The following is a 19130-nucleotide window of genomic DNA, read 5'->3' as shown; positions in this document are numbered from 1 at the left end:
AAATTGGAGATTTCCATGAAGCGTCGTTTGCTGATAGCTGCCGCCACTCTGTCGTTCATGGCGTGCCTTGGCTGTTCGACCTCGGCAGTTGCGCAGGATCGCTACTGCCTCCAGGGCCGGACCTGGGGCTATCCGGGCAATTGCCAGTTTGCCAGTTACGCTCAATGCATGGCGACCGCCTCGGGCACGCACGCCTATTGCGGCATCAACCCGCGCTATGCCCAGGCACGCCGTTACAGGGAATACCGGTAAGTAACCTCCGCCAAGGCGAGCCGTGCCATGGACCCGGAGCGATCCCTGACGGCCGTGGTCTTCTCGGCGGCCTGGGCCTAGGTGCCTATCATGGCGGGGCATTCGAAGCCCTGACTGATCTGGCACCGCGGATCGATTGGGTGGCCGGTTCATCGGCGGGCGCGATCACGGCAGCCTTGATCGCGGGAAGCGGTCACGCCATCCATCGGCGCAATGGTGGTGATGTCCCAGTTCGCCAAGACGGCTTCCTGCAAAGGATTGCGCTGCGCGACAAATACAAGGGATTTCGGCCGGTCCTGGCGGTGGCCGGAATCGTCCCAAATATGCCGATGCAGGAGCAGACGTATGTTGGGGTCGGACATGCTGTAGCCGACCAACAACAGCATGCTTCCCAAGGCGTCGGCGCGGAAACGGATATCTAGCGGGGAATTGAGCAATCCGGAGAAAGACCCGATCGATCCGAAGCGGCCACCGGTCGACCTGGAGAAATGGCAGAAATCGAACACGCACTAGGCGCGGTCTGTCAGGACGTCGCTCCTCGATCGCGACGGCACTGCTCACACCGTCTCTGCCCTTAAATGCTCCACCAGCATCTTGGCCGGCCGTGGCAGCGCCTTGAAGCTGCGCGCGCAGATCACGAGGCGGCGGTTGGCGAAGGCATCGCGCAGGCGGACGATGGCGAGAGGCATCAGCTTGGCGCAGCGGCGGGCGGCGGATTCGGGCACGAGGGCCACGCCGACATCGGCGGCGACCATCTGGCAGATCGCGTCGAAATCGCGCAGGCGTGCGCGGAAATGCGGGCGCATGCCGAGCCGCGCCGCGTGCTTCGAAATATGCATCTGAAGCGCGGTGGCGCTGGTCAGCCCGACGAACTCGCACGCCCCCGCCTCCTGGAAATCGATCTGGCGGCGGCCGGCGAACGGGCCGCGGCGCGAGGTCACCAGCGCCAGGCGGTCCTCGCTGAACACGAAGCGCTCGATATGATCGGGCAGCGCGTGCTCGGCGGCGAAACCGAGATCGGCCGCGCCTGCGGTGATCGCGGCCGCGATGTCGGTGCTCTCGCGCTCCTCGATGTCGACGGCGATGTCGCGATGCTCGCGCAGGAAGCCGGCCAGCGCCTTCGGCAGATGCTCGGACAGGCCGGAGGTGTTGGCGAGGAAATGCACACTGGCGCGCACGCCAGAGGCAAAGCCGGCGAGATCGCCGCGCATGGCGTCGATCTGGTGGATGACCAGCCGCGCATGGTCGAGCAGGCTTTCGCCCGCCGCGGTCAGCTCGACGCCGCGCCGTCCGCGCTTGAGCAGCGCGACCCCGAGCGCGTCCTCGAGCCCCTTGATGCGCGCGCTGGCCGAGGCCAGGGCCAGATGCGACCGCTCTGCGCCGCGGGTGATGCTGCGCTGGTCGGCGACCGCGATGAACAGCTGGAGGTCGACGAGGTCGAAACGCATGGCAGGTCTCTTTCTTGTTGTTGGAGCACGATCTTGACGGAAAACCGCTGCGCACTTTGCGCTGACGCGGCCCTGCGGGTCCGGATCATGCGCCAGCCTTCGTCTCCAACGAAGGCTTGCTCCGTAACCTCCAGATTGTGCGTCGGCGCGGCTTCGGTCAATGTGCCGACATGATCGACCCGCTTCTCATTGTCATCGCCGCCGTCTTCCTGATCGCCGGATTCGTCAAGGGCGTGGTCGGGCTCGGCCTGCCGACCGTGTCCATGGGCCTGCTCGCGGTGAGCATGACGCCCAGCCGCGCGATCGCCATCGTCATCGTGCCCGCCATCGTCACCAACATCTGGCAGACCTTCGTCGGCCCTTATCTGCGCGACATCCTGAAGCGGCTGTGGCCGCTGATGATCGGCACCGTGATCGGATGCTGGCTCAATGCCGGCGCGCTGACCGGGCCGCATGCGCGCTACGGCACGATCGTGCTCGGCGTCCTGCTCGTCATCTATGCCGTGATCGGTCTGAACAAGCTCCAATTCCGCGTCGCGCAGCAAAACGAGAAATGGGTGGGCGGCGTGGTCGGTGTCGTCACCGGCGTGATCTCGGCCTCGACCGGCGTGCAGGTGATCCCCTCGATGCCGTTCATGCAGGCGATCGGCATGGAGAAGGACGAGCTGGTTCAGGCGCTCGGCGTGTTCTTCACGACAGCGACGCTGGCGCTGGCCTTCAACCTCACCGCCGTTGGCCTGTTGACGCCAGCCAATGTCGTGCCGGGCGCGGTGGGCATGGCCATGGCTTTTGCCGGCATGTTCGTGGGACAGTCGGTGCGGGCGCGAATGCCGGCGGAAGCGTTCCGCCGCTGGTTCCTGATCGCGATGATCCTGCTCGGCCTTTATCTCGCCGGCAGCGCGCTGGCGAAGGAATTCGTTTGAGGCAGATCGTAGGGTGAGCAAAGCGAAGCGTGCCCACGCATTTTTTGTGACCGAGAGAGGTGGTGGGCACGGCGCAAGTGCGCCTTTGCCCACCCGACGCAGCTTCCCTCATCCGTTCGAACGAGCTACCGCGTCTCCAGCATGGCGACGCGGATGCCGAGATAGATGAAGAGGCCGCCGAGCGCGCGGTTGACCCAGGCGATCGCGCCCTCGGACTCGCGGAGCCGGTGGGCGGCTTTGGCCGCGAACGCGGCCAGCACCAGGCACCACAGCGTCCCTGTAGAGATGAAGATCAGGCCGAGCGTCAGGAAGGCGAGCGGCTTGTGCGGTGAATCGGCCGCAACGAATTGCGGCAGGAAGGCCAGGAAGAACAGCGCGACTTTGGGATTGAGCGCGTTGGTGAAGACCCCTTGGAGGAACACCCGCCGCAGCGAGCTTCGCACCGGCTCGTCGATCGCCGCCGCCAGCACAGGACGCGACCACAGCATCTGAATCCCGGTGAACACGAGATAGGCCGCGCCGACCAGTTTCAGGATCGAAAAGGCGGTCGACGAGGCCATCAGCAGGGCCGAAAGGCCGATCGCGGCAGCCGCGACATGGACAAAACAGCCGCAACTGATGCCGAATGCGGCCGCGGCGCCGCCCCGCCAGCCCATCTGCATGCTGCGACCGATGACGTAGACGGAATCAGGCCCCGGCGTGATGTTGAGCAGCACGCCCGAGAGGATGAAGAGCCCGATTTCGTGAATGCCCAGCATGCAAAAGGTGCCCCTGCCGCCCGTTCGTGCGTCGCAATTCCGCTTAGTCGGTTCGGCCGCCGCCGTCCACCGCCGGGATTGCGTGGGATTTACCTCGAATTTGCAATGCGGATCATGCTTCCGCTCGGCCACATCTGCTTTATAAAGGCGAGGTTCTTGAAATGCGGGATTCGAGCCGACTTGCCACGCCGTGGCCAGTCCCAGGTCCCTTCACGATCACTTATCGATCCCTTGGAGCTTCCGGGATATGGAAAGACGTCTGGCCGCCATCGTCTGCGCCGATGTCGCCGGCTATTCGCGCATGATGGGCAGCGACGAGGCCGGCACCCATGCCGCCTTCAAGGCCCATCGCAGCGCGATCCACCCGATCATCCTCAATCACGGCGGCCGCGTCGTGAAGAACACCGGTGACGGCTTCCTGCTGGAGTTCCCCTCGATCGTCGGCGCCACCGAAGCCGCGATCGCGATGCAGACGCTGATGGCGGAGCGCAACCACCATCTGCCGGCCGACCGCGCCATGCAGTTCCGCCTCGGCATCCATATGGGCGACGTCATCGCCGATGAGGACGAGGTATTCGGTGACGATGTCAACATTGCCGTCCGCCTGGAATCGGTGGCGAGCCCCGGCGGCTTTGCGATCTCGGCCAAGGCCTACAAGGAGGCGAGCAAGCATCTCAGCGTGCCGCTGGTCGATGCCGGCAATCATCGCTTCAAGAACATCAAGGATGCGGTCGGGGTCTGGACCTGGACACCCGAGGGTGCGCCGGCGCTCGCGCCCGAGCTCCGGGAGGCGTCCGCCCTCTCGCAACAGTACCGCACCGCGATCGTCGGCGTGCTGCCGTTCGCCAATCTCAGCGATGCCCAGGACGAGTATTTCTCCGACGGCCTCACCGAGGATTTGATCCACGCGCTGTCGCTGCAATCCTTCTATCGCGTGCTGAGCCGCAACTCGACCTTCGCCTTCAAGGGCAGGAACACCAGCACCCGCCTGATCGCGCGCGAGATCGACGCCACCTATTTGATCCAGGGCTCGGTGCGGCGCGCCGGAGCCAAGATCCGCGTCACCGCCGAGCTGATCGCACCGGAGACCGGCGAGCAGCTCTGGACCGGCCGTTACGATCGCGACATCGGCGACTTCTTCGCGATGCAGGACGAGATCACGACCAATCTGTCCGCCGCCATCGCCACCGAGATCGTCCGTGCCGAAGCCTCGGCGCCCGCGCGGCTCTCGACCGACGTCACCGCCTGGGATCGCTTCCTCAAGGGGCTGTCGCATTACTACCGGCAGACCAAGGAGGACCTGGCCACCGCCGTCGATCTGTTCCGGGAAGCCATCAGGGTCGATCCCAAACTGTCGATCGCGCACGCCTATCTCGCCACGATCCAGATCCAGAGCATCCAGTTCGGCTGGGTCAAGGGCACGCGCGAGATGTGGGCCGAGGCGATGAACCTCGCCGAAACCAGCGTCCGGCTCGACCCGCGCTCGTCCTTTGCGTTCTCGATCCTGTCCTGGGCGCACGCCATGGAAGGGCATTATGAGGCGGCGATGGACGCGGCCAAGCGCGCGGTCGCGCTCAATCCCTACGACATGGGCGCGCGGGGCGTCCTCGGCATCTGCCATTTCGTCATCGGCGAGCACCGGGAGGCGATCGAGCTGTTCTCGATGGCCGCGCAACGCGACAACAGCGACCCGCGCTACCAATGGGCGGCACTGAACGCCTTCAGCCATTATCTGTTGCGCCAATATGACGCGACCCTGTCATGGGCGCGCGAGCAGCTCTACATCAACCCCAACCACATGCAGGCGCTGGCGATCCGCGCCGCAGCCCTGGCACAATTGGGCCGGAGCGCCGAGGCGAGCGAGGCGACCGGCGTGCTGATGGGCAACTACCCGACCCTCAATGTCGATCGTCACTTGCGCAACTTCCACTGGAAGCGGCCCGAGGATCTCGCCCATTATCGCGAGGGGCTGCTGAAGGCCGGCGTGCCGCTCGGCAAGCTGACCCTGGTTCAGAGCGACGTCAAACGCGTCGCCGAGTCCTGACCGGCAGACCGCGGTCTCCCGCAGCCGTTCCCTTTGGTCTTTGGTCAGAACCGCCTGCTTGTTGACAGGACAGTGAATTCGGCCACACTTCGCCACACGCTGAAGTAGTATAATCTGATGTCGGTTTGTTAGGACTTTCCGCGCTTGATCGGCGCCTCATTTCACGATTCGCTGTTTTCAGGATTTTGGGCCATGCATGACCCCGCTTCGAAGCCGCCGTTCGATCCCTCGATCCAGGTCTCGCCGAACAATCCCTGCCCATTCCTGCGCGGCCTCGTCGGCGAGGGCTTCGTCGAGGGCGGCACCGTCCCGCTCGGCAAGCTGTCGGAGACGATCGCGAACGCGACCGGCGAGACCGGGCTGAAGAAGGCGTCTGCCCAGCTCCAGGTCCGCGGCGTGGCGCTCATCGCCAATGGTCTCGGTCACATCCTCAAGAGCATCTTTTCGGGCGCGCAGCTCGATGCGCTGCGCGGGGGCCCGCTGGACAAACGCGGTGCCGGCTCGCGCATCCTCGACGTCGACGGCAAGGTCAACGACGACGAGATCGCTCGGTTCGCGAGTTTCGGCCGGACTTACACCGATCCGAATGGCGGCTCCGAGCTGGGCCTCAACGCCTCGGAAATCGAAATCTTCATGCGCGACAACCTCAAGCGCGCCGGCAGCGCCGCGCGCTGGTACTACCCGCTGCTGATGAAGTTCGAATGGCCGATCCTCCTGAAGATCATCGGCAAGGGCACGGGCGAGGATCGCTATCTCGGCGTTGCCGACGTGCGCACGCTGTTCAACGAGCGCCAATTCCCCGCGCGCATCAACCAGCGACTGGTCCCGCCGGTGCTATCGACCTGCCAGCGCGTGGTGCGGGGCGCCCTCAAGCTTGCGGCCTTGCTGGTCGCCGTCGGCCTCGTTGCTCTTGTCGCGGTGGCCGAATTCCCCAATCAGGTTCGCGCCATGCTGCCGCAGAAGGGAATTCTCGTAAATCTCCTGCCGCCGCCCTTGCCTGCGGTCCCGGAGACGAAGGCCGCTTTCTGGCTCGAGCAAAACTGGTCGCTGAAGGACCGGCACTGGTTCCACCATGCCAGCCAGGGCACCGCGACCTTCCCCGTGCCCTATGAATGGTTCATGGCGCTGGAGCAGCCACGCCTTCATCTGTTCTCGAAGCCCGGCATGATGAAGGACAGCGCCTACCTCGAAGGCTTCGGCTTTATTCCAAGCCCGCAATCGATTCAGACCGACACGACGACGTTGCGCCGCTTCGGTTACGCCAATGTCTACGAGACGACGCAGGTGCCGGACTGGTCGACCAGATGGACGCCGGTGGAGAACGTCGACGGCCTGCCGGTCGGTTTCGCGCGGATGACCGGCGTCGTCGATCCCGCGACCGGCCGTCGCGAGGACGACAAGATCGGGCTGACCTGCGCGGCCTGCCACACCGGCCAGATCCATTACCAGGGCGTGGACGTGCGCTTCGACGGCGGCCCGGCCATGACCGACCTGAAAAAGCTGGAGCTCTCGACCGGCCTGTCGATCGCCTACACCCTGTATGTCCCGTTCCGCTTCCAGCGCTTTGCCGATCGCGTGCTCGGCCCCGATGCCAGCAAGACTGACCGCGCCGCACTCAAGCAGAAGCTCAGCGCGATCGGCACGTTCCTGATTGACTGGGCGAAAACCCAGCAAAAGACGGTTGAAAGCAAGAAGACCTGGAACGGCAGGCAGCAGCAGGACACGGAGGAAGGGTTCGGCCGCCTCGACGCTCTCAATCGCATCGGCAACCAGGTCTTCTCGCAGGATCTCGCGCTGAGCGGGATCAAGGGCTTCGAGAAGAACCTGCATGCCCAGGACGCGCCGGTCAGCTACCCCGCGATCTGGACCGTGCCCTGGTTCAAATTCGCCCAGTACGACGCATCGATCGAGCAGCCGTTGATCCGCAACGCCGGCGAAGCGCTCGGCGTGACGGCGCTGCTCAACCTGTCCGACGCCTATCCGGATGACCGGCTGTGGCGGTCCTCGGTCAACATCAGGACACTCGGCTGGATCGAGGACATGCTCCGAGGCCCTGATCCGTTCAAGTCGCCCGATCCGAAATTCGGCGGCCTGCTGGCGCCGAAATGGCCCTCGCAGATCCTCGGCGATGCCTGGAGGATCGATCAGAAGAAGGTCGACAATGGTCGCAAGATCTACGCCGAGATGTGTTCCGGATGCCATTTGCCTGCCATCGACACCCCTGCTTTCTGGTCCTCGTCGCATTGGGAGCCTAGCGGCGACAGCAGGGTGCTGAACGCCGTCACGATCCCGCTCAAGGAGATCAGCACCGATCCCGAACAATCCCTTGTTCTCAGCAACAGGATCGTCGATGTGCCCGGCTTCCTGAAGGTGAATACGGCCGACCTCCAGAAATGGTGGCAATGCGACATCCCCACCGCGAGCAAATCGCCCAATGAGATGGTCTATGCGCTCGGCCTCATGACGGTGGTCGATCTCGTCGCCCGCAAATGGATGGACGACGAGAAGGTCCCGGAGGCAGAACGGGCGAAAATGTGGAATCTCGCGCGCAAGAACTGTCTCAATCCGGCGCCTGATCCGCGCTATCGCGCGCGACCGCTGAACGGTATCTGGGCGACGGCGCCCTACCTGCACAACGGTTCGGTGCCTTCGCTGTACTGGTTGCTGAAGCCAGCGAACGAGCGCCCAACCAAATTCTGCATGGGCCGCCGCGACTATGATCCCGTCACCGTCGGCTTTGCAGTGACCGCGGATGAGACGTGCAAGACGGGCGAAACGCAGTTCTCGGCGGGGTCGGACAAGGACCCGGTCCAGGGCAACAGCGTGCTCGGCCATTCCTTCGAGCGCAAGGAAGGCGAACCAAAACGCGACGGCGTCATCGGCCGCATTTTCAAGGACGATGCCGAGCGCTATGACCTGATCGAGTATCTGAAGACGCTGTAGATGATCTTCACCTCTCCCCGCTTGCGGGGAGAGGTCGAATTCGATCGCAGATCGGATTCGGGTGAGGGGGACTCTCCGCGAATCCAACTCTCACCGCCCCCGCGGAGACTCCCCTCACCCCGACCCTCTCAGCGCGAGCGAAGCTCGTCGCGTCCCCGCATCCGCCTTCGCCAAGGCTTCGGCGGACATGAGCGGGCGAGGGAGAAGGTCTCCTCACTTAAACAACGGCGTGCCCGGCACGAAGGCGTCGAAGGCGGCCCAGAACTGGGAGCGGTAGCGGTCCTGCTCCTGGAGGATCTCGTGCTTGGCGCCGGCGATCACGAGATGGGAGCCGGCGCGTAAGTGATAGGCGAACTCCTCGATCGCCGCGGTCGAGACCACGGCGTCGTTGGAGGCCGCCAGCATCAGGATCGGTTGGCGGATCTGCGAGGGGTAGTTCTTGCCCTTGAAGGTGTTCATGGCGCGGAAGGCGGTGTCGGCCCAGGCCACGGTCGGTGATGCCAGCCCGAGCGTCGGGTCCTCCTCCAGGATCGCGGCATTGCGCGCATAGCGCACCGGATCGCTGGTCACGGGATTGTTGATGAAGGGATCGAGCCCGGTGAGACGGTCACTGCCGCCGGGGACATAACGGCCGCCCTGCCCGAGCAGGCGCATGGTCTTGAGCAGCGCACGCACCGGAAGCGAGGTGGTGCGGCCGGGCAGGTCGATCATCGGTGCCGACAGCACCATGCGATCGAACCAGCGCTTGCCCGCATGCGCCACCCGCAGCATCACCGTGCCGCCCATGGAGTGGGCCAGCGCGAAGAAGGGCGGCGGGCAGTCCGGCAGCACGACCTGCTGCACGAAGGCCTCCACATCGACCTCGAAATCGGAGAAATCGCGCACATAGCCCTTGCGCGGGTCGCGCAGGCGGCGCGAGGAATGGCCCTGCCCGCGCCAATCGATCATCGCCACGGCAAAGCCGCGGTCGCGCAAATCGCGCACGGTCTCGAAATATTTCTCGATCTGCTCGCTGCGTCCGGTGAAGACGCAGACGGTGCCCTTGCGGTTCGCCGGCGGCGCCCAGCGCGCAAAGCGCAGCTCGGCACCATCGGGCGTCTTGATGGTACCGCTGACGACGTCTTCGGGGACGGGATTGGACGGGATCGAGACCAGCGTCATGATTGGAAGTGCTTGGGCGCGAAGTGCTGCAAATCAAGGGGCGGGAGCGCCGAAAAGGCGCTGATTGCCGCCCTCTTGAACGCCGTCTCGTTCCACCCATATCATCTTCGTGCAGGCCGCTACCAGTGTTTCGGAACCGGAACATCAGGCTGCACACAGACTAAAGCCCGGCCCGATTGGCGGGCGGGTTACCCAACAGTCGCTCAATGGAGGACTTGACCATGCGTAGCTATGATCTCACCCCCTTCTATCGTTCCACCGTCGGCTTCGACCGCCTCTTCAGCCTGCTCGACCAGGCCAGCTCGGACGGCAGCCCCGGTTATCCCCCCTACAACATCGAGCGTACCGGCGAGAACGCCTACCGCATCACCGTTGCGGTGTCGGGCTTCGCCAGGGATGAGCTCTCCATCGTCGCGAAGGAAAACACGCTGACGATCAAGGGCGAGAAAGTCGCCAACGAGAACAGCAAGTCCGAAGTGCTCTACCGCGGCATCGCCGCGCGTGCCTTCGAGCGCGCCTTCCAGCTCGCCGACTTCGTGCAGGTGAAGGACGCCTCGCTCGAGAACGGGCTGCTTCACGTCGACCTCGTCCGTGAGATTCCCGAGGCGAAGAAGCCGCGCCAGATCGCGATCAACACCAGCGCACCCAAGGCGCAGGTGATCGAGAACTCGGTCGCCGCCTAAGCAATAGGCCACTTCCAGGTTGCGAAAACGCCCCGGTGCCCCGGGGCGTTTTTTGCGTGCTCAGTCCGCGGCTTTTGTTTTCGGTCGAAATGGAAATACAGGTTCGGGTCGTCATTCTAAGTCTGGTCCGGTTCAGGCGCGGGAAACCAGAGATAGCTGCATCGATTGCGCAATCGCGATGCTCCCCGACCAGACGCTTGTCACAGCTTGGTGACCGCGCGTAACGCCGACGCTCCACGTGCCGTCCTTTCGAGATCGAACCCAAAACAAGACGGAGAAAGATCATGTCACTCTGGCGCAGCCTTTTTGTCGCCGCGAGCCTTCTGGCGGCTCCCCTCAGCCTTGCTCATGCGCAGACGACGGTGAAGGCGAAAAACGTCGTGCTAGTGCACGGTGCCTGGGCCGACGGCTCGAGCTGGTCGGAGGTGATCCCGATCCTCCAGGCCGCAGGCCTGCACGTGACCGCGGTGCAGAATCCGCTGTCGTCGCTTGCGGACTCGGTCGAGGCGACCAAGCGCGCGCTGGCCGAGCAGGATGGTCCGACGGTGCTGGTCGCGCATTCCTGGGGCGGCACCGTGATCAGCCAGGTCGGCACCGATCCGAAAGTGACCGGGCTCGTCTATGTCGCCGCCCGTGCGCCGGATGCGAACGAGGATTTCGTCGCACTGTCGAAACAGTTTCCAACCGGCCCCGTCCGCGCCGGCATCGTCGAGCGCGACGGCTACACCAAGCTTTCGGAAGAGGCCTTCCTGAAGTACTTCGCCAACGGCGTGAAGCCCGAACAGGCCAAAGAGCTCTACGCCGTGCAATGGCCGACCGCGGCGTCGATCTTCGCCGGCCGCACCACGGAAGCGGCGTGGCATTCGAAGCCGAGCTGGTACGCGGTGTCGAAGAACGACTACACCATCAATCCCGATCTCGAGCGCTTCCTCGCCAAGCGCATGAACGCAACCACGATCGAGCTCGATGCCGGCCATCTCTCGCTGGTGTCGCATCCGAAGGAGGTCGCGAATTTGATCCTGGAAGCGGCGGGGTATCCGCGGAGCTGAGGCTTCGCCGCGACATCGCAAAAGCGCCCGAGATCCTCGGGCGCTTTTTGTTTTGCCCACTCTCCCCCGGATGTCGTCCCCGCGAACGCGGGGACCCATAACCCCAGGGAGCAGTTTGGCGAAGGCCAGTGGTCCGGTCCTCGCACCTCATCCGCACCGATGATTACGCGGTATGGGTCCCTGCGTTCGCAGGGACGACGTCGTGGGTGTGGCCGGCGCGATCGCGTCAAACTCGCAGTGCTAATCCAGCCCCTGCGCGGCAGGCATCTCCTGCGTCGGCAGAATCGTTGGGGCCGGCTTGGCCTGGCCGACGGTTGGCGCGATGGCTTGTGGCGCGGCCTCGGCAGGCCTGGCCTGCGCGGCAGCGGTCTGCTGCGGGGCTTGGGCCTGCGGCGCCTGAGCCTGCTGCGTCACAGGTTCGGCCGGCTTGGCGACGGCGACCGGCGTCTCGCCGCGTCGCGGGGCGGCCCTCGGCAGCGGCACGGCGCGGCTCGCCACGTGCGGGATCAAGGCCGGCGGCCGCGGCGGGCCGCCGCGGATCACGGTCGGCGGCGGCAGCGCGCTTTGCGGACCGTAAGGCGAGGCCGCGCGCTCGTCATAGGCGGGCGCCATGCCGTAGGCGTCGGCGGCTGGCATGAAACGGATGATCCGCCCGTCGCGGGCGTCGATCACGAGCCGGCCGTCGTCACCGCGACGGTCGATCACCGCGATGGTGTAGACGCTGCCGCGCAGGCGCGGGATGCCGAGCGGCGAGAAGCCGTTTTCACGCAAGACCGCGTAGACCTCGGTCGACGGCAGCAACGCCGGACCGCGCTCTTCGTAGCCTTGGCCGTAACCGTAGCCTTGGCCGTAACGCGGCAGCGATGGCGGGGCGGCTTCGGGGGGCGCATAGGGTCCGTCGAAATCCGACGCCGGGATGATCGCCCCTCTCGCAATACCGTTCGCGGGAACTTGCGCCAAAACCTGCCCATGCCCGGCGCTCATGGCGAGCGCCAGCGTGGCGGCAGCCACACATCCTGTGAAAAACTTCATCGTCGCGACACGCTCCTGTCAGGCCCCCGAATGCCTCGCGCTCTTTCGCTTCTTGCGGCGTGGCGCGCCTTTCGAAGGGTTGATCCGAAGCTTCATTTGGGATTTCGGCGCCCACAGGGCCGAATCGGGGCGCGTTGCTTCAAAACCGGGGCCGCGCAACTTTCGGAAAGCGATTGATTGACATATCGGGAATCGGGACTTCCGCACGCTTGTGTGCTAGACAAAAATTTGGCAAGGTGATGGTTAGGACAGGAAGACTGTCTCAATTTTGCTTGCGGTTCCGGCATTGGAATTGCAACGAAGTGCTTTCGAGCACCATAAGGCAACGGGCAAAGCCGCTCTCGGGGACGAAGAACGCCTTGGCCTGAATTTAAGAAAATGCGGCTCGCTAGCGGACGAGCGGTGACCCAGAGGCGGGTGCCGCGGAACGCCCAAGGTGCGCCGATGATGGCGGTGAGGCAGCTTGCCGCATGGAGAGGATTGGAACAATGAACGGGTCGCAATTCGAGCGCGCAAACATCGTGGCAGAAGAGCTGTCGGCGACGGTCGCCTCGAAAACGACCGATCCGATTCAGGAACACAATTCGCGCCCGCCAGCCGTTGGCCTCTACGATCCGAGCCTGGAAAAGGATTCCTGCGGCGTCGGCTTCATCGCCAATATCAAGGGCAAGAAGTCGCACGAGATCGTCGCGGACGCGCTGAGCATCCTGTGCAATCTCGAGCATCGCGGTGCCGTCGGCGCCGACCCGCGCGCCGGTGACGGCGCCGGCATCCTGGTGCAGATCCCGCACGCCTTCTTCAGCCGCAAGGCGAAGGAGCTCGGCTTCGCATTGCCCGCACCCGGCGAATACGCCATCGGCGCGCTGTTCATGCCGCGCGACACCGCCTGGCGCAACGTCATCAAGAGCATCATCGCCGACCAGATCAAGGAGGAGGGCCTGACCCTGCTCGGCTGGCGCGACGTGCCGACCGACAATTCCTCGCTCGGCGTCACCGTGAAGCCGACCGAGCCCGCCTGCATGCAGGTGTTCATCGGCCGCAACGGCACCGCCAAGACCGAGGACGAGTTCGAGCGTCGGCTCTACATCCTGCGCAAGTCGATCTCGCAGGCGATCTACCAGCGCCGCGACCGCGGGCTCGCAGGCTATTACCCCTGCTCGATGTCCTGCCGCACCGTGATCTACAAGGGCATGTTCCTCGCCGACCAGCTCGGCAAGTACTATCCCGACCTGCACGAGACAGATTTCGAGAGCGCGCTCGCGCTGGTGCATCAGCGCTTCTCGACCAACACCTTCCCGGCCTGGTCGCTGGCGCATCCCTATCGCATGATCGCGCATAACGGCGAGATCAACACGCTGCGCGGCAACACCAACTGGATGGCGGCGCGGCAGGCCTCGGTGAGCTCCGAGCTCTACGGCAAGGACATCAACCGGCTCTGGCCGATCTCCTACGAGGGACAGTCGGACACCGCCTGCTTCGACAACGCGCTCGAATTCCTGGTGCAGGGCGGCTACTCGCTGCCGCACGCCGTCATGATGATGATTCCGGAGGCGTGGGCCGGCAATCCGCTGATGGACGAGAAGCGCCGCGCCTTCTACGAATATCATGCCGCGCTGATGGAGCCGTGGGACGGCCCCGCCGCGATCGCCTTCACCGACGGTCGCCAGATCGGCGCCACGCTCGACCGCAACGGACTGCGGCCCGCGCGCTATCTCGTCACCAAGGACGACCGCATCGTGATGGCGTCCGAGATGGGCGTGCTGACGATCCCCGAGGACCAGATCATCACCAAGTGGCGCTTGCAGCCCGGCAAGATGCTGCTGGTCGACCTCGAGCAGGGTCGCCTGATCCCGGACGACGAGATCAAGGCCGAGCTCGCCAAGAGCCACCCCTACAAGGAGTGGCTGGAGCGGACCCAGATTGTGCTGGAAGAGCTGCCGAAGGTGCCGACGACAGGCGTGCGCTCCAATTTGTCGCTGCTCGATCGCCAGCAGGCGTTCGGCTACAGCCAGGAAGACATCGCGATCCTGATGACGCCGATGGCGGCCACGGGTGAGGAAGCCGCGGGCTCGATGGGCAACGACACGCCGATCTCGGCGCTGTCGGACAAGGCCAAGCCGCTATTCACCTACTTCAAGCAGAACTTCGCACAGGTCACCAACCCGCCGATCGACCCGATCCGCGAGGAGCTGGTGATGAGCCTCGTCTCCATCATCGGACCGCGGCCCAACCTGTTCGATCTGCAGGGGCTTGCCACCACCAAGCGCCTCGAAGCGCGCCAGCCGATCCTGACCGACGCGGATCTCGAAAAGATCCGCTCGATCTCGGACGTCGCCGAGTCGCACTTCAAGTCGCGCACGCTGGACACCACCTTCCACGCCGGTCTCGGCGCGGCAGGCATGGACCAGGTGCTCGACGAGCTCTGCGCGCGCGCCGAAAGCGCGGTGCGCGAGGGCGTCAACATCATCATCCTGTCCGACCGCATGGTCGGCACCGACCGGGTGCCGATCCCGGCACTGCTGGCCTGCGCCGCCGTGCATCATCATCTGATCCGCGTCGGACTGCGCACCTCGGTCGGTCTCGTCGTCGAATCCGGCGAGCCGCGCGAAGTGCATCACTTCGCCTGCCTGGCCGGCTATGGCGCCGAGGCGATCAATCCCTATCTCGCGTTCGAGACCATCGTCGCGATGAAGGACCGCCTGCCCGGCTCGCTCGACGATTACGAGATCGTCAAGCGCTACATCAAGTCGATCGGCAAGGGCCTTTTGAAGGTGATGTCCAAGATGGGCATCTCGACCTACCAGTCCTATTGCGGCGCGCAGATTTTTGACGCGGTCGGCCTCAAGGCGGACTTCGTCGCAAAGTTCTTCGCGGGCACGCATACCCGCGTCGAGGGCGTCGGCCTTGGCGAGATCGCCGAGGAGGCGGTGCGCCGTCATGCCGACGCGTTCGGCGAGGCGCAGGTCTACAAGACCGCGCTCGACGTCGGCGGCGAATACGCCTATCGCAGCCGCGGCGAGGACCATGCATGGACCGCCGAATCGGTGTCGCTGCTGCAGCACGCCGCGCGCGGCAATTCGCAGGAGCGCTATCGCGCCTTCGCAAAGATCCTCAACGAGCAGTCGGAGCGGCTTCTGACGCTGCGCGGCCTGTTCCGGATCAAGAACGCCGACGAAGAGAAGCGCAAGCCGATCCCGGTCGACCAGGTCGAGCCCGCCAAGGACATCGTCAGGCGCTTCGCCACGGGCGCGATGAGCTTCGGCTCGATCTCGCGCGAGGCGCACACCACGCTCGCCATCGCCATGAACCGGATCGGCGGCAAGTCGAACACCGGCGAAGGCGGCGAGGAAGCCGACCGCTTCAAGCCGATGCCGAACGGCGATTCCATGCGTTCGGCGATCAAGCAGGTCGCCTCGGGCCGCTTCGGCGTCACTACGGAGTATCTCGTCAACTCCGACATGATGCAGATCAAGATGGCGCAGGGCGCCAAGCCCGGCGAAGGCGGCCAGCTGCCCGGCCACAAGGTCGACGCGACCATCGCCAAGGTCCGGCACTCGACGCCGGGCGTCGGCCTGATCTCGCCGCCGCCGCACCACGACATCTACTCGATCGAGGATCTGGCGCAGCTCATCTACGACCTCAAGAACGTCAACCCGACGGGCGACGTCTCGGTCAAGCTCGTCTCCGAGATCGGCGTCGGCACGGTGGCCGCGGGTGTCGCCAAGGCGCGCGCCGACCATGTCACCATCGCGGGCTTCGAAGGCGGCACTGGTGCTTCACCCCTGACCTCGATCAAGCATGCCGGCTCGCCCTGGGAGATTGGGCTAGCCGAAACCCACCAGACCCTGGTGCGCGAGCGGCTGCGCAGCCGCATCGTGGTTCAGGTCGACGGCGGCTTCCGCACCGGGCGTGACGTCGTGATCGGCGCATTGCTGGGCGCCGACGAGTTCGGCTTCGCCACCGCCCCGTTGATCGCGGCCGGCTGCATCATGATGCGCAAGTGTCATCTCAACACCTGCCCGGTCGGCGTCGCGACCCAGGACCCCGTCCTGCGCAAGCGTTTCACCGGCCAGCCCGAGCACGTGATCAACTACTTCTTCTTCGTTGCGGAGGAAGTCCGCGAGATCATGGCTTCGCTCGGCTTCCGCACCTTCAACGAGATGGTCGGCCAGGTTCAGCTGCTCGACCAGACCAAACTGGTCGCGCACTGGAAGGCCAAGGGCCTCGATTTCTCCAAGCTGTTCGTCAAGCAGAAGGAAGAGAAGGGCCAGAAGATCTATCACTCCGAGCGCCAGAACCACCATCTGGAGGCGGTGCTCGACCGCTCGCTGATCGAGAAGGCAACGCCTGCGCTCGATCGCGGCGCGCCGGTGAAGATCGAGGCCACGATCAACAGCACCAACCGCTCCGCGGGCGCGATGCTGTCCGGTGCGGTCGCCAAGATCTACGGCCATGCCGGCCTGCCGCACGACACCATCCATGTCAGCCTCAAGGGCACCGCAGGCCAGGCCTTCGGCGCCTGGCTCGCCCACGGCGTCACCTTCGAGCTCGAAGGTGAAGGCAACGACTATGTCGGCAAGGGTCTCTCGGGCGGCAAGATCATCGTCAAGCCGCCGAAGAACTCCGCCATCGTGCCGGAAGAAAGCATCATCGTCGGCAACACCGTGATGTACGGCGCGATCGAGGGCGAGTGCTATTTCCGCGGCATCGCCGGCGAACGCTTTGCCGTGCGCAATTCCGGCGCGGTCGCCGTGGTCGAGGGCGCCGGCGATCATTGCTGCGAATACATGACCGGCGGCATCGTGGTCGTGCTCGGCAAGACCGGGCGCAACTTCGCGGCCGGCATGTCCGGCGGCATCGCTTACGTGGTCGACGAGACCGGCGATTTCGACAGGCTGTGCAACATGGCGATGGTCGAGCTCGAGCCGGTGCTGTCGGAAGAGCTGATCAACGCCGGCACCTATCACCATTCCGGTGACCTCGAGGCGCACGGCCGGGTCGACGTGTTCAACAACCTGCTCGCCTCCGACGTCGAGCGGCTGCACGTCCTGATCTCGCGCCATGCGAAAGCCACCGGCTCCAAGCGCGCCGCCGACATCCTTGCCAATTGGAAGGAATGGCTGCCCAAATTCCGCAAGGTGATGCCGGTCGAGTACCGGCGCGCGCTGCGCGAGATGGCCGCCAACGCGGACGCCGAGCCGAAAATCGCGATCGGAGCGTAAGAGAAAGCCCTCATGGTGAGGAGGCGCGGAAAGCGCCGCCTCGAACCATGAGACCACCATCCGGGCCTCTATCCTTCGAGACGCGGCGCGAAGAGCGCGCCGCTCCTCAGGATGAGGAGTGAGAGAACAAAGAACTTAAGCGGCAGGGACTTCGGGTTTAATGGGCAAGATCACGGGTTTTCTGGAAATCGAACGGCACGACCGCAAGTACACCCCGGTCGCCGAACGCGTGAAGCATTACAACGAGTTCGTCGTTCCCTTGACCGAGAAGGAAACGCGCGACCAGGCCGCGCGCTGCATGAATTGCGGCATTCCCTATTGCCACGGCACCGGCTCGGTCGCGCCCGGCACGCCCGGCTGCCCGGTCAACAACCAGATCCCCGACTGGAACGACCTCGTCTACCAGGGCAATTGGGAAGAAGCCTCGCGCAATCTGCACTCGACCAACAATTTCCCGGAGTTCACCGGCCGCATCTGCCCGGCGCCGTGTGAAGCCTCCTGCACGCTCAACATCGACGACAACCCCGTCACCATCAAGACCATCGAATGCGCGATCGTCGACCGCGCCTGGGACAATGGCTGGCTCAAGCCCGAGATCGCTGCGGTCAAGACCGGCAAGAAGGTCGCGGTGATCGGCTCGGGCCCGGCCGGCATGGCCTGCGCCCAGCAGCTCGCGCGCGCCGGCCACGACGTGCATCTGTTCGAGAAGTACGCCAAGGCCGGCGGCCTGCTGCGTTACGGCATTCCCGACTTCAAGATGGAGAAGGGCGTCATCGACCGCCGCGTCAAGCAGATGGAAGGCGAAGGCGTTACCTTCCACTACAACAGCCATGTCGGCTCCGACGGCAATGTCGATCCGCGCGAGATGCTCAACGAGTATGACGCCGTGGCGCTGACCGGCGGCGCGGAAGCTCCGCGCGACCTGCCGATTCCCGGCCGCGAGCTGTCAGGCATCCACTACGCCATGGACTTCCTGCCGCAGCAGAACCGCCGCGTCGCCAGCGAGCCGCTGAACGGCGTCCAGGAGATCCTGGCCGGCGGCAAGCACGTCGTCGTCATCGGCGGCGGCGACACCGGATCAGACTGCATCGGCACCTCGCTGCGCCAGGGCGCGCTCTCGGTGACCCAGCTCGAGATCATGCCCGCTCCGCCCGAGCGCGAGAACAAGGGCCTGACCTGGCCGAATTGGCCGCTGAAGATGCGGACGTCCTCCAGCCAGGCCGAAGGCGCCGTGCGCGAATACGCGGTGCTGACCCAGAAGTTTTCCGGCGAGAACGGTCAGGTCAAGAAGCTGCACTGCGTCCACGTCGACGACAAGTTCAAGCCGATTGCCGGCACCGAGTTCGAGTTGGAGGCCGAGCTCGTCCTGCTCGCGATGGGTTTCGTCCATCCCGTGCACGAAGGCCTGCTCAAGATGCTCGCCGTCGAGCTCGACCCGCGCGGCAACGTCAAGGCCAACACGCTGGACTACCAGACCTCCCGCCCGAACGTCTTCACCGCCGGCGACATGCGCCGCGGCCAGTCGCTGGTGGTGTGGGCGATCCGCGAGGGCCGGCTGTGTGCAAGGTCGATCGACACGTTCCTGATGGGGAAGACGGATCTGCCGCGGTAGGTG

At 64.9% G+C, this 19130-nt stretch carries 12 protein-coding genes and 2 pseudogenes; 9 read left to right on the top strand and 5 right to left on the bottom strand.

Annotated features, from left to right (window positions below; translation table 11 throughout):
- Positions 1-15: 15 nt before the first annotated feature.
- The gene (locus tag GGD62_RS17920; RefSeq protein ID WP_092255938.1) at positions 16-252 is read left to right on the top strand and encodes a DUF3551 domain-containing protein; all 237 of its coding nucleotides are present in this window, start codon (positions 16-18) and stop codon (positions 250-252) included.
- Positions 165-380: pseudogene (locus GGD62_RS41850) on the top strand (hypothetical protein); the annotation flags it as partial. The gene GGD62_RS17920 and the pseudogene GGD62_RS41850, both read left to right, overlap by 88 nt.
- A gap of 21 nt (positions 381-401) precedes the next feature.
- Here GGD62_RS41850 and GGD62_RS17915 read toward each other — a convergent pair.
- Positions 402-683: pseudogene (locus tag GGD62_RS17915) on the bottom strand (SIR2 family protein); the annotation flags it as partial.
- Positions 684-809: 126 nt separating this feature from the next.
- Positions 810-1700 (bottom strand): LysR substrate-binding domain-containing protein, encoded by an 891-nt coding sequence (locus GGD62_RS17910; RefSeq protein WP_092255480.1) that lies wholly within the window; start codon positions 1698-1700, stop codon positions 810-812.
- A 170-nt stretch (positions 1701-1870) separates the two neighbouring features.
- Between GGD62_RS17910 and GGD62_RS17905 the strand changes: the two genes are divergently transcribed.
- A complete protein-coding gene (locus GGD62_RS17905) occupies positions 1871-2623 on the top strand; it encodes a sulfite exporter TauE/SafE family protein (protein ID WP_183236621.1) in 753 nt (250 codons plus the stop codon).
- A 125-nt stretch (positions 2624-2748) separates the two neighbouring features.
- Here GGD62_RS17905 and GGD62_RS17900 read toward each other — a convergent pair whose 3' ends face one another.
- Positions 2749-3381 (bottom strand): LysE family translocator, encoded by a 633-nt coding sequence (locus GGD62_RS17900; RefSeq protein WP_092255486.1) that lies wholly within the window; start codon positions 3379-3381, stop codon positions 2749-2751.
- A 247-nt stretch (positions 3382-3628) separates the two neighbouring features.
- Between GGD62_RS17900 and GGD62_RS17895 the strand changes: the two genes are divergently transcribed.
- A complete protein-coding gene (locus GGD62_RS17895; protein WP_177237068.1) occupies positions 3629-5425 on the top strand; it encodes an adenylate/guanylate cyclase domain-containing protein in 1797 nt (598 codons plus the stop codon).
- 192 nt (positions 5426-5617) lie between these two features.
- Positions 5618-8368, top strand: a complete 2751-nt coding sequence (locus GGD62_RS17890) for a di-heme-cytochrome C peroxidase (RefSeq protein ID WP_183709231.1) — start codon at positions 5618-5620, stop codon at positions 8366-8368.
- A gap of 213 nt (positions 8369-8581) precedes the next feature.
- On the opposite strand, the gene GGD62_RS17885 is transcribed toward GGD62_RS17890, so the two are convergent.
- A complete protein-coding gene (locus tag GGD62_RS17885) occupies positions 8582-9529 on the bottom strand; it encodes an alpha/beta fold hydrolase (protein WP_028140009.1) in 948 nt (315 codons plus the stop codon).
- Between the two features lie 221 nt (positions 9530-9750).
- On the opposite strand from GGD62_RS17885, the gene GGD62_RS17880 reads away from it, so the two are divergent.
- A complete protein-coding gene (locus GGD62_RS17880) occupies positions 9751-10212 on the top strand; it encodes an Hsp20 family protein (protein WP_026201620.1) in 462 nt (153 codons plus the stop codon).
- A 284-nt stretch (positions 10213-10496) separates the two neighbouring features.
- Positions 10497-11261: an alpha/beta fold hydrolase gene (locus GGD62_RS17875; RefSeq protein WP_183709229.1), complete on the top strand. Its 765-nt coding sequence runs from the start codon at positions 10497-10499 to the stop codon at positions 11259-11261.
- A gap of 240 nt (positions 11262-11501) precedes the next feature.
- Here GGD62_RS17875 and GGD62_RS17870 read toward each other — a convergent pair whose 3' ends face one another.
- The gene (locus GGD62_RS17870) at positions 11502-12293 is read right to left on the bottom strand and encodes a hypothetical protein (RefSeq protein WP_183709227.1); all 792 of its coding nucleotides are present in this window, start codon (positions 12291-12293) and stop codon (positions 11502-11504) included.
- 488 nt (positions 12294-12781) lie between these two features.
- Here GGD62_RS17870 and gltB point away from each other — a divergent pair, with 488 nt between their 5' ends.
- Both gltB and GGD62_RS17860 read left to right on the top strand, forming a co-directional pair.
- The gene (gene gltB / locus GGD62_RS17865; RefSeq protein WP_018316170.1) at positions 12782-17515 is read left to right on the top strand and encodes a glutamate synthase large subunit; all 4734 of its coding nucleotides are present in this window, start codon (positions 12782-12784) and stop codon (positions 17513-17515) included.
- 160 nt (positions 17516-17675) lie between these two features.
- Positions 17676-19127 (top strand): glutamate synthase subunit beta, encoded by a 1452-nt coding sequence (locus GGD62_RS17860; protein WP_183709225.1) that lies wholly within the window; start codon positions 17676-17678, stop codon positions 19125-19127.
- The last annotated feature ends 3 nt before the right edge of the window (positions 19128-19130 follow it).

The organism is Bradyrhizobium sp. ERR14, from assembly GCF_014198235.1.
GTDB lineage: Bacteria > Pseudomonadota > Alphaproteobacteria > Rhizobiales > Xanthobacteraceae > Bradyrhizobium.
This window is presented reverse-complemented; position numbering and strand designations above follow the sequence as displayed.

What these genes read in the sequence shown, in the direction of transcription:
- GGD62_RS17875 (WP_183709229.1), top strand. Translation starts at nt 10,497, where the DNA reads ATGTCACTCTGGCGCAGCCTTTTTGTCGCCGCGAGCCTTCTGGCGGCT.
- GGD62_RS17870 (WP_183709227.1), bottom strand. Translation starts at nt 12,293, where the DNA reads ATGAAGTTTTTCACAGGATGTGTGGCTGCCGCCACGCTGGCGCTCGCC.
- GGD62_RS17885 (WP_028140009.1), bottom strand. Translation starts at nt 9,529, where the DNA reads ATGACGCTGGTCTCGATCCCGTCCAATCCCGTCCCCGAAGACGTCGTC.
- gltB (WP_018316170.1), top strand. Translation starts at nt 12,782, where the DNA reads ATGAACGGGTCGCAATTCGAGCGCGCAAACATCGTGGCAGAAGAGCTG.
- GGD62_RS17910 (WP_092255480.1), bottom strand. Translation starts at nt 1,700, where the DNA reads ATGCGTTTCGACCTCGTCGACCTCCAGCTGTTCATCGCGGTCGCCGAC.
- GGD62_RS17900 (WP_092255486.1), bottom strand. Translation starts at nt 3,381, where the DNA reads ATGCTGGGCATTCACGAAATCGGGCTCTTCATCCTCTCGGGCGTGCTG.
- GGD62_RS17895 (WP_177237068.1), top strand. Translation starts at nt 3,629, where the DNA reads ATGGAAAGACGTCTGGCCGCCATCGTCTGCGCCGATGTCGCCGGCTAT.
- GGD62_RS17860 (WP_183709225.1), top strand. Translation starts at nt 17,676, where the DNA reads ATGGGCAAGATCACGGGTTTTCTGGAAATCGAACGGCACGACCGCAAG.
- GGD62_RS17880 (WP_026201620.1), top strand. Translation starts at nt 9,751, where the DNA reads ATGCGTAGCTATGATCTCACCCCCTTCTATCGTTCCACCGTCGGCTTC.
- GGD62_RS17905 (WP_183236621.1), top strand. Translation starts at nt 1,871, where the DNA reads ATGATCGACCCGCTTCTCATTGTCATCGCCGCCGTCTTCCTGATCGCC.
- GGD62_RS17920 (WP_092255938.1), top strand. Translation starts at nt 16, where the DNA reads ATGAAGCGTCGTTTGCTGATAGCTGCCGCCACTCTGTCGTTCATGGCG.
- GGD62_RS17890 (WP_183709231.1), top strand. Translation starts at nt 5,618, where the DNA reads ATGCATGACCCCGCTTCGAAGCCGCCGTTCGATCCCTCGATCCAGGTC.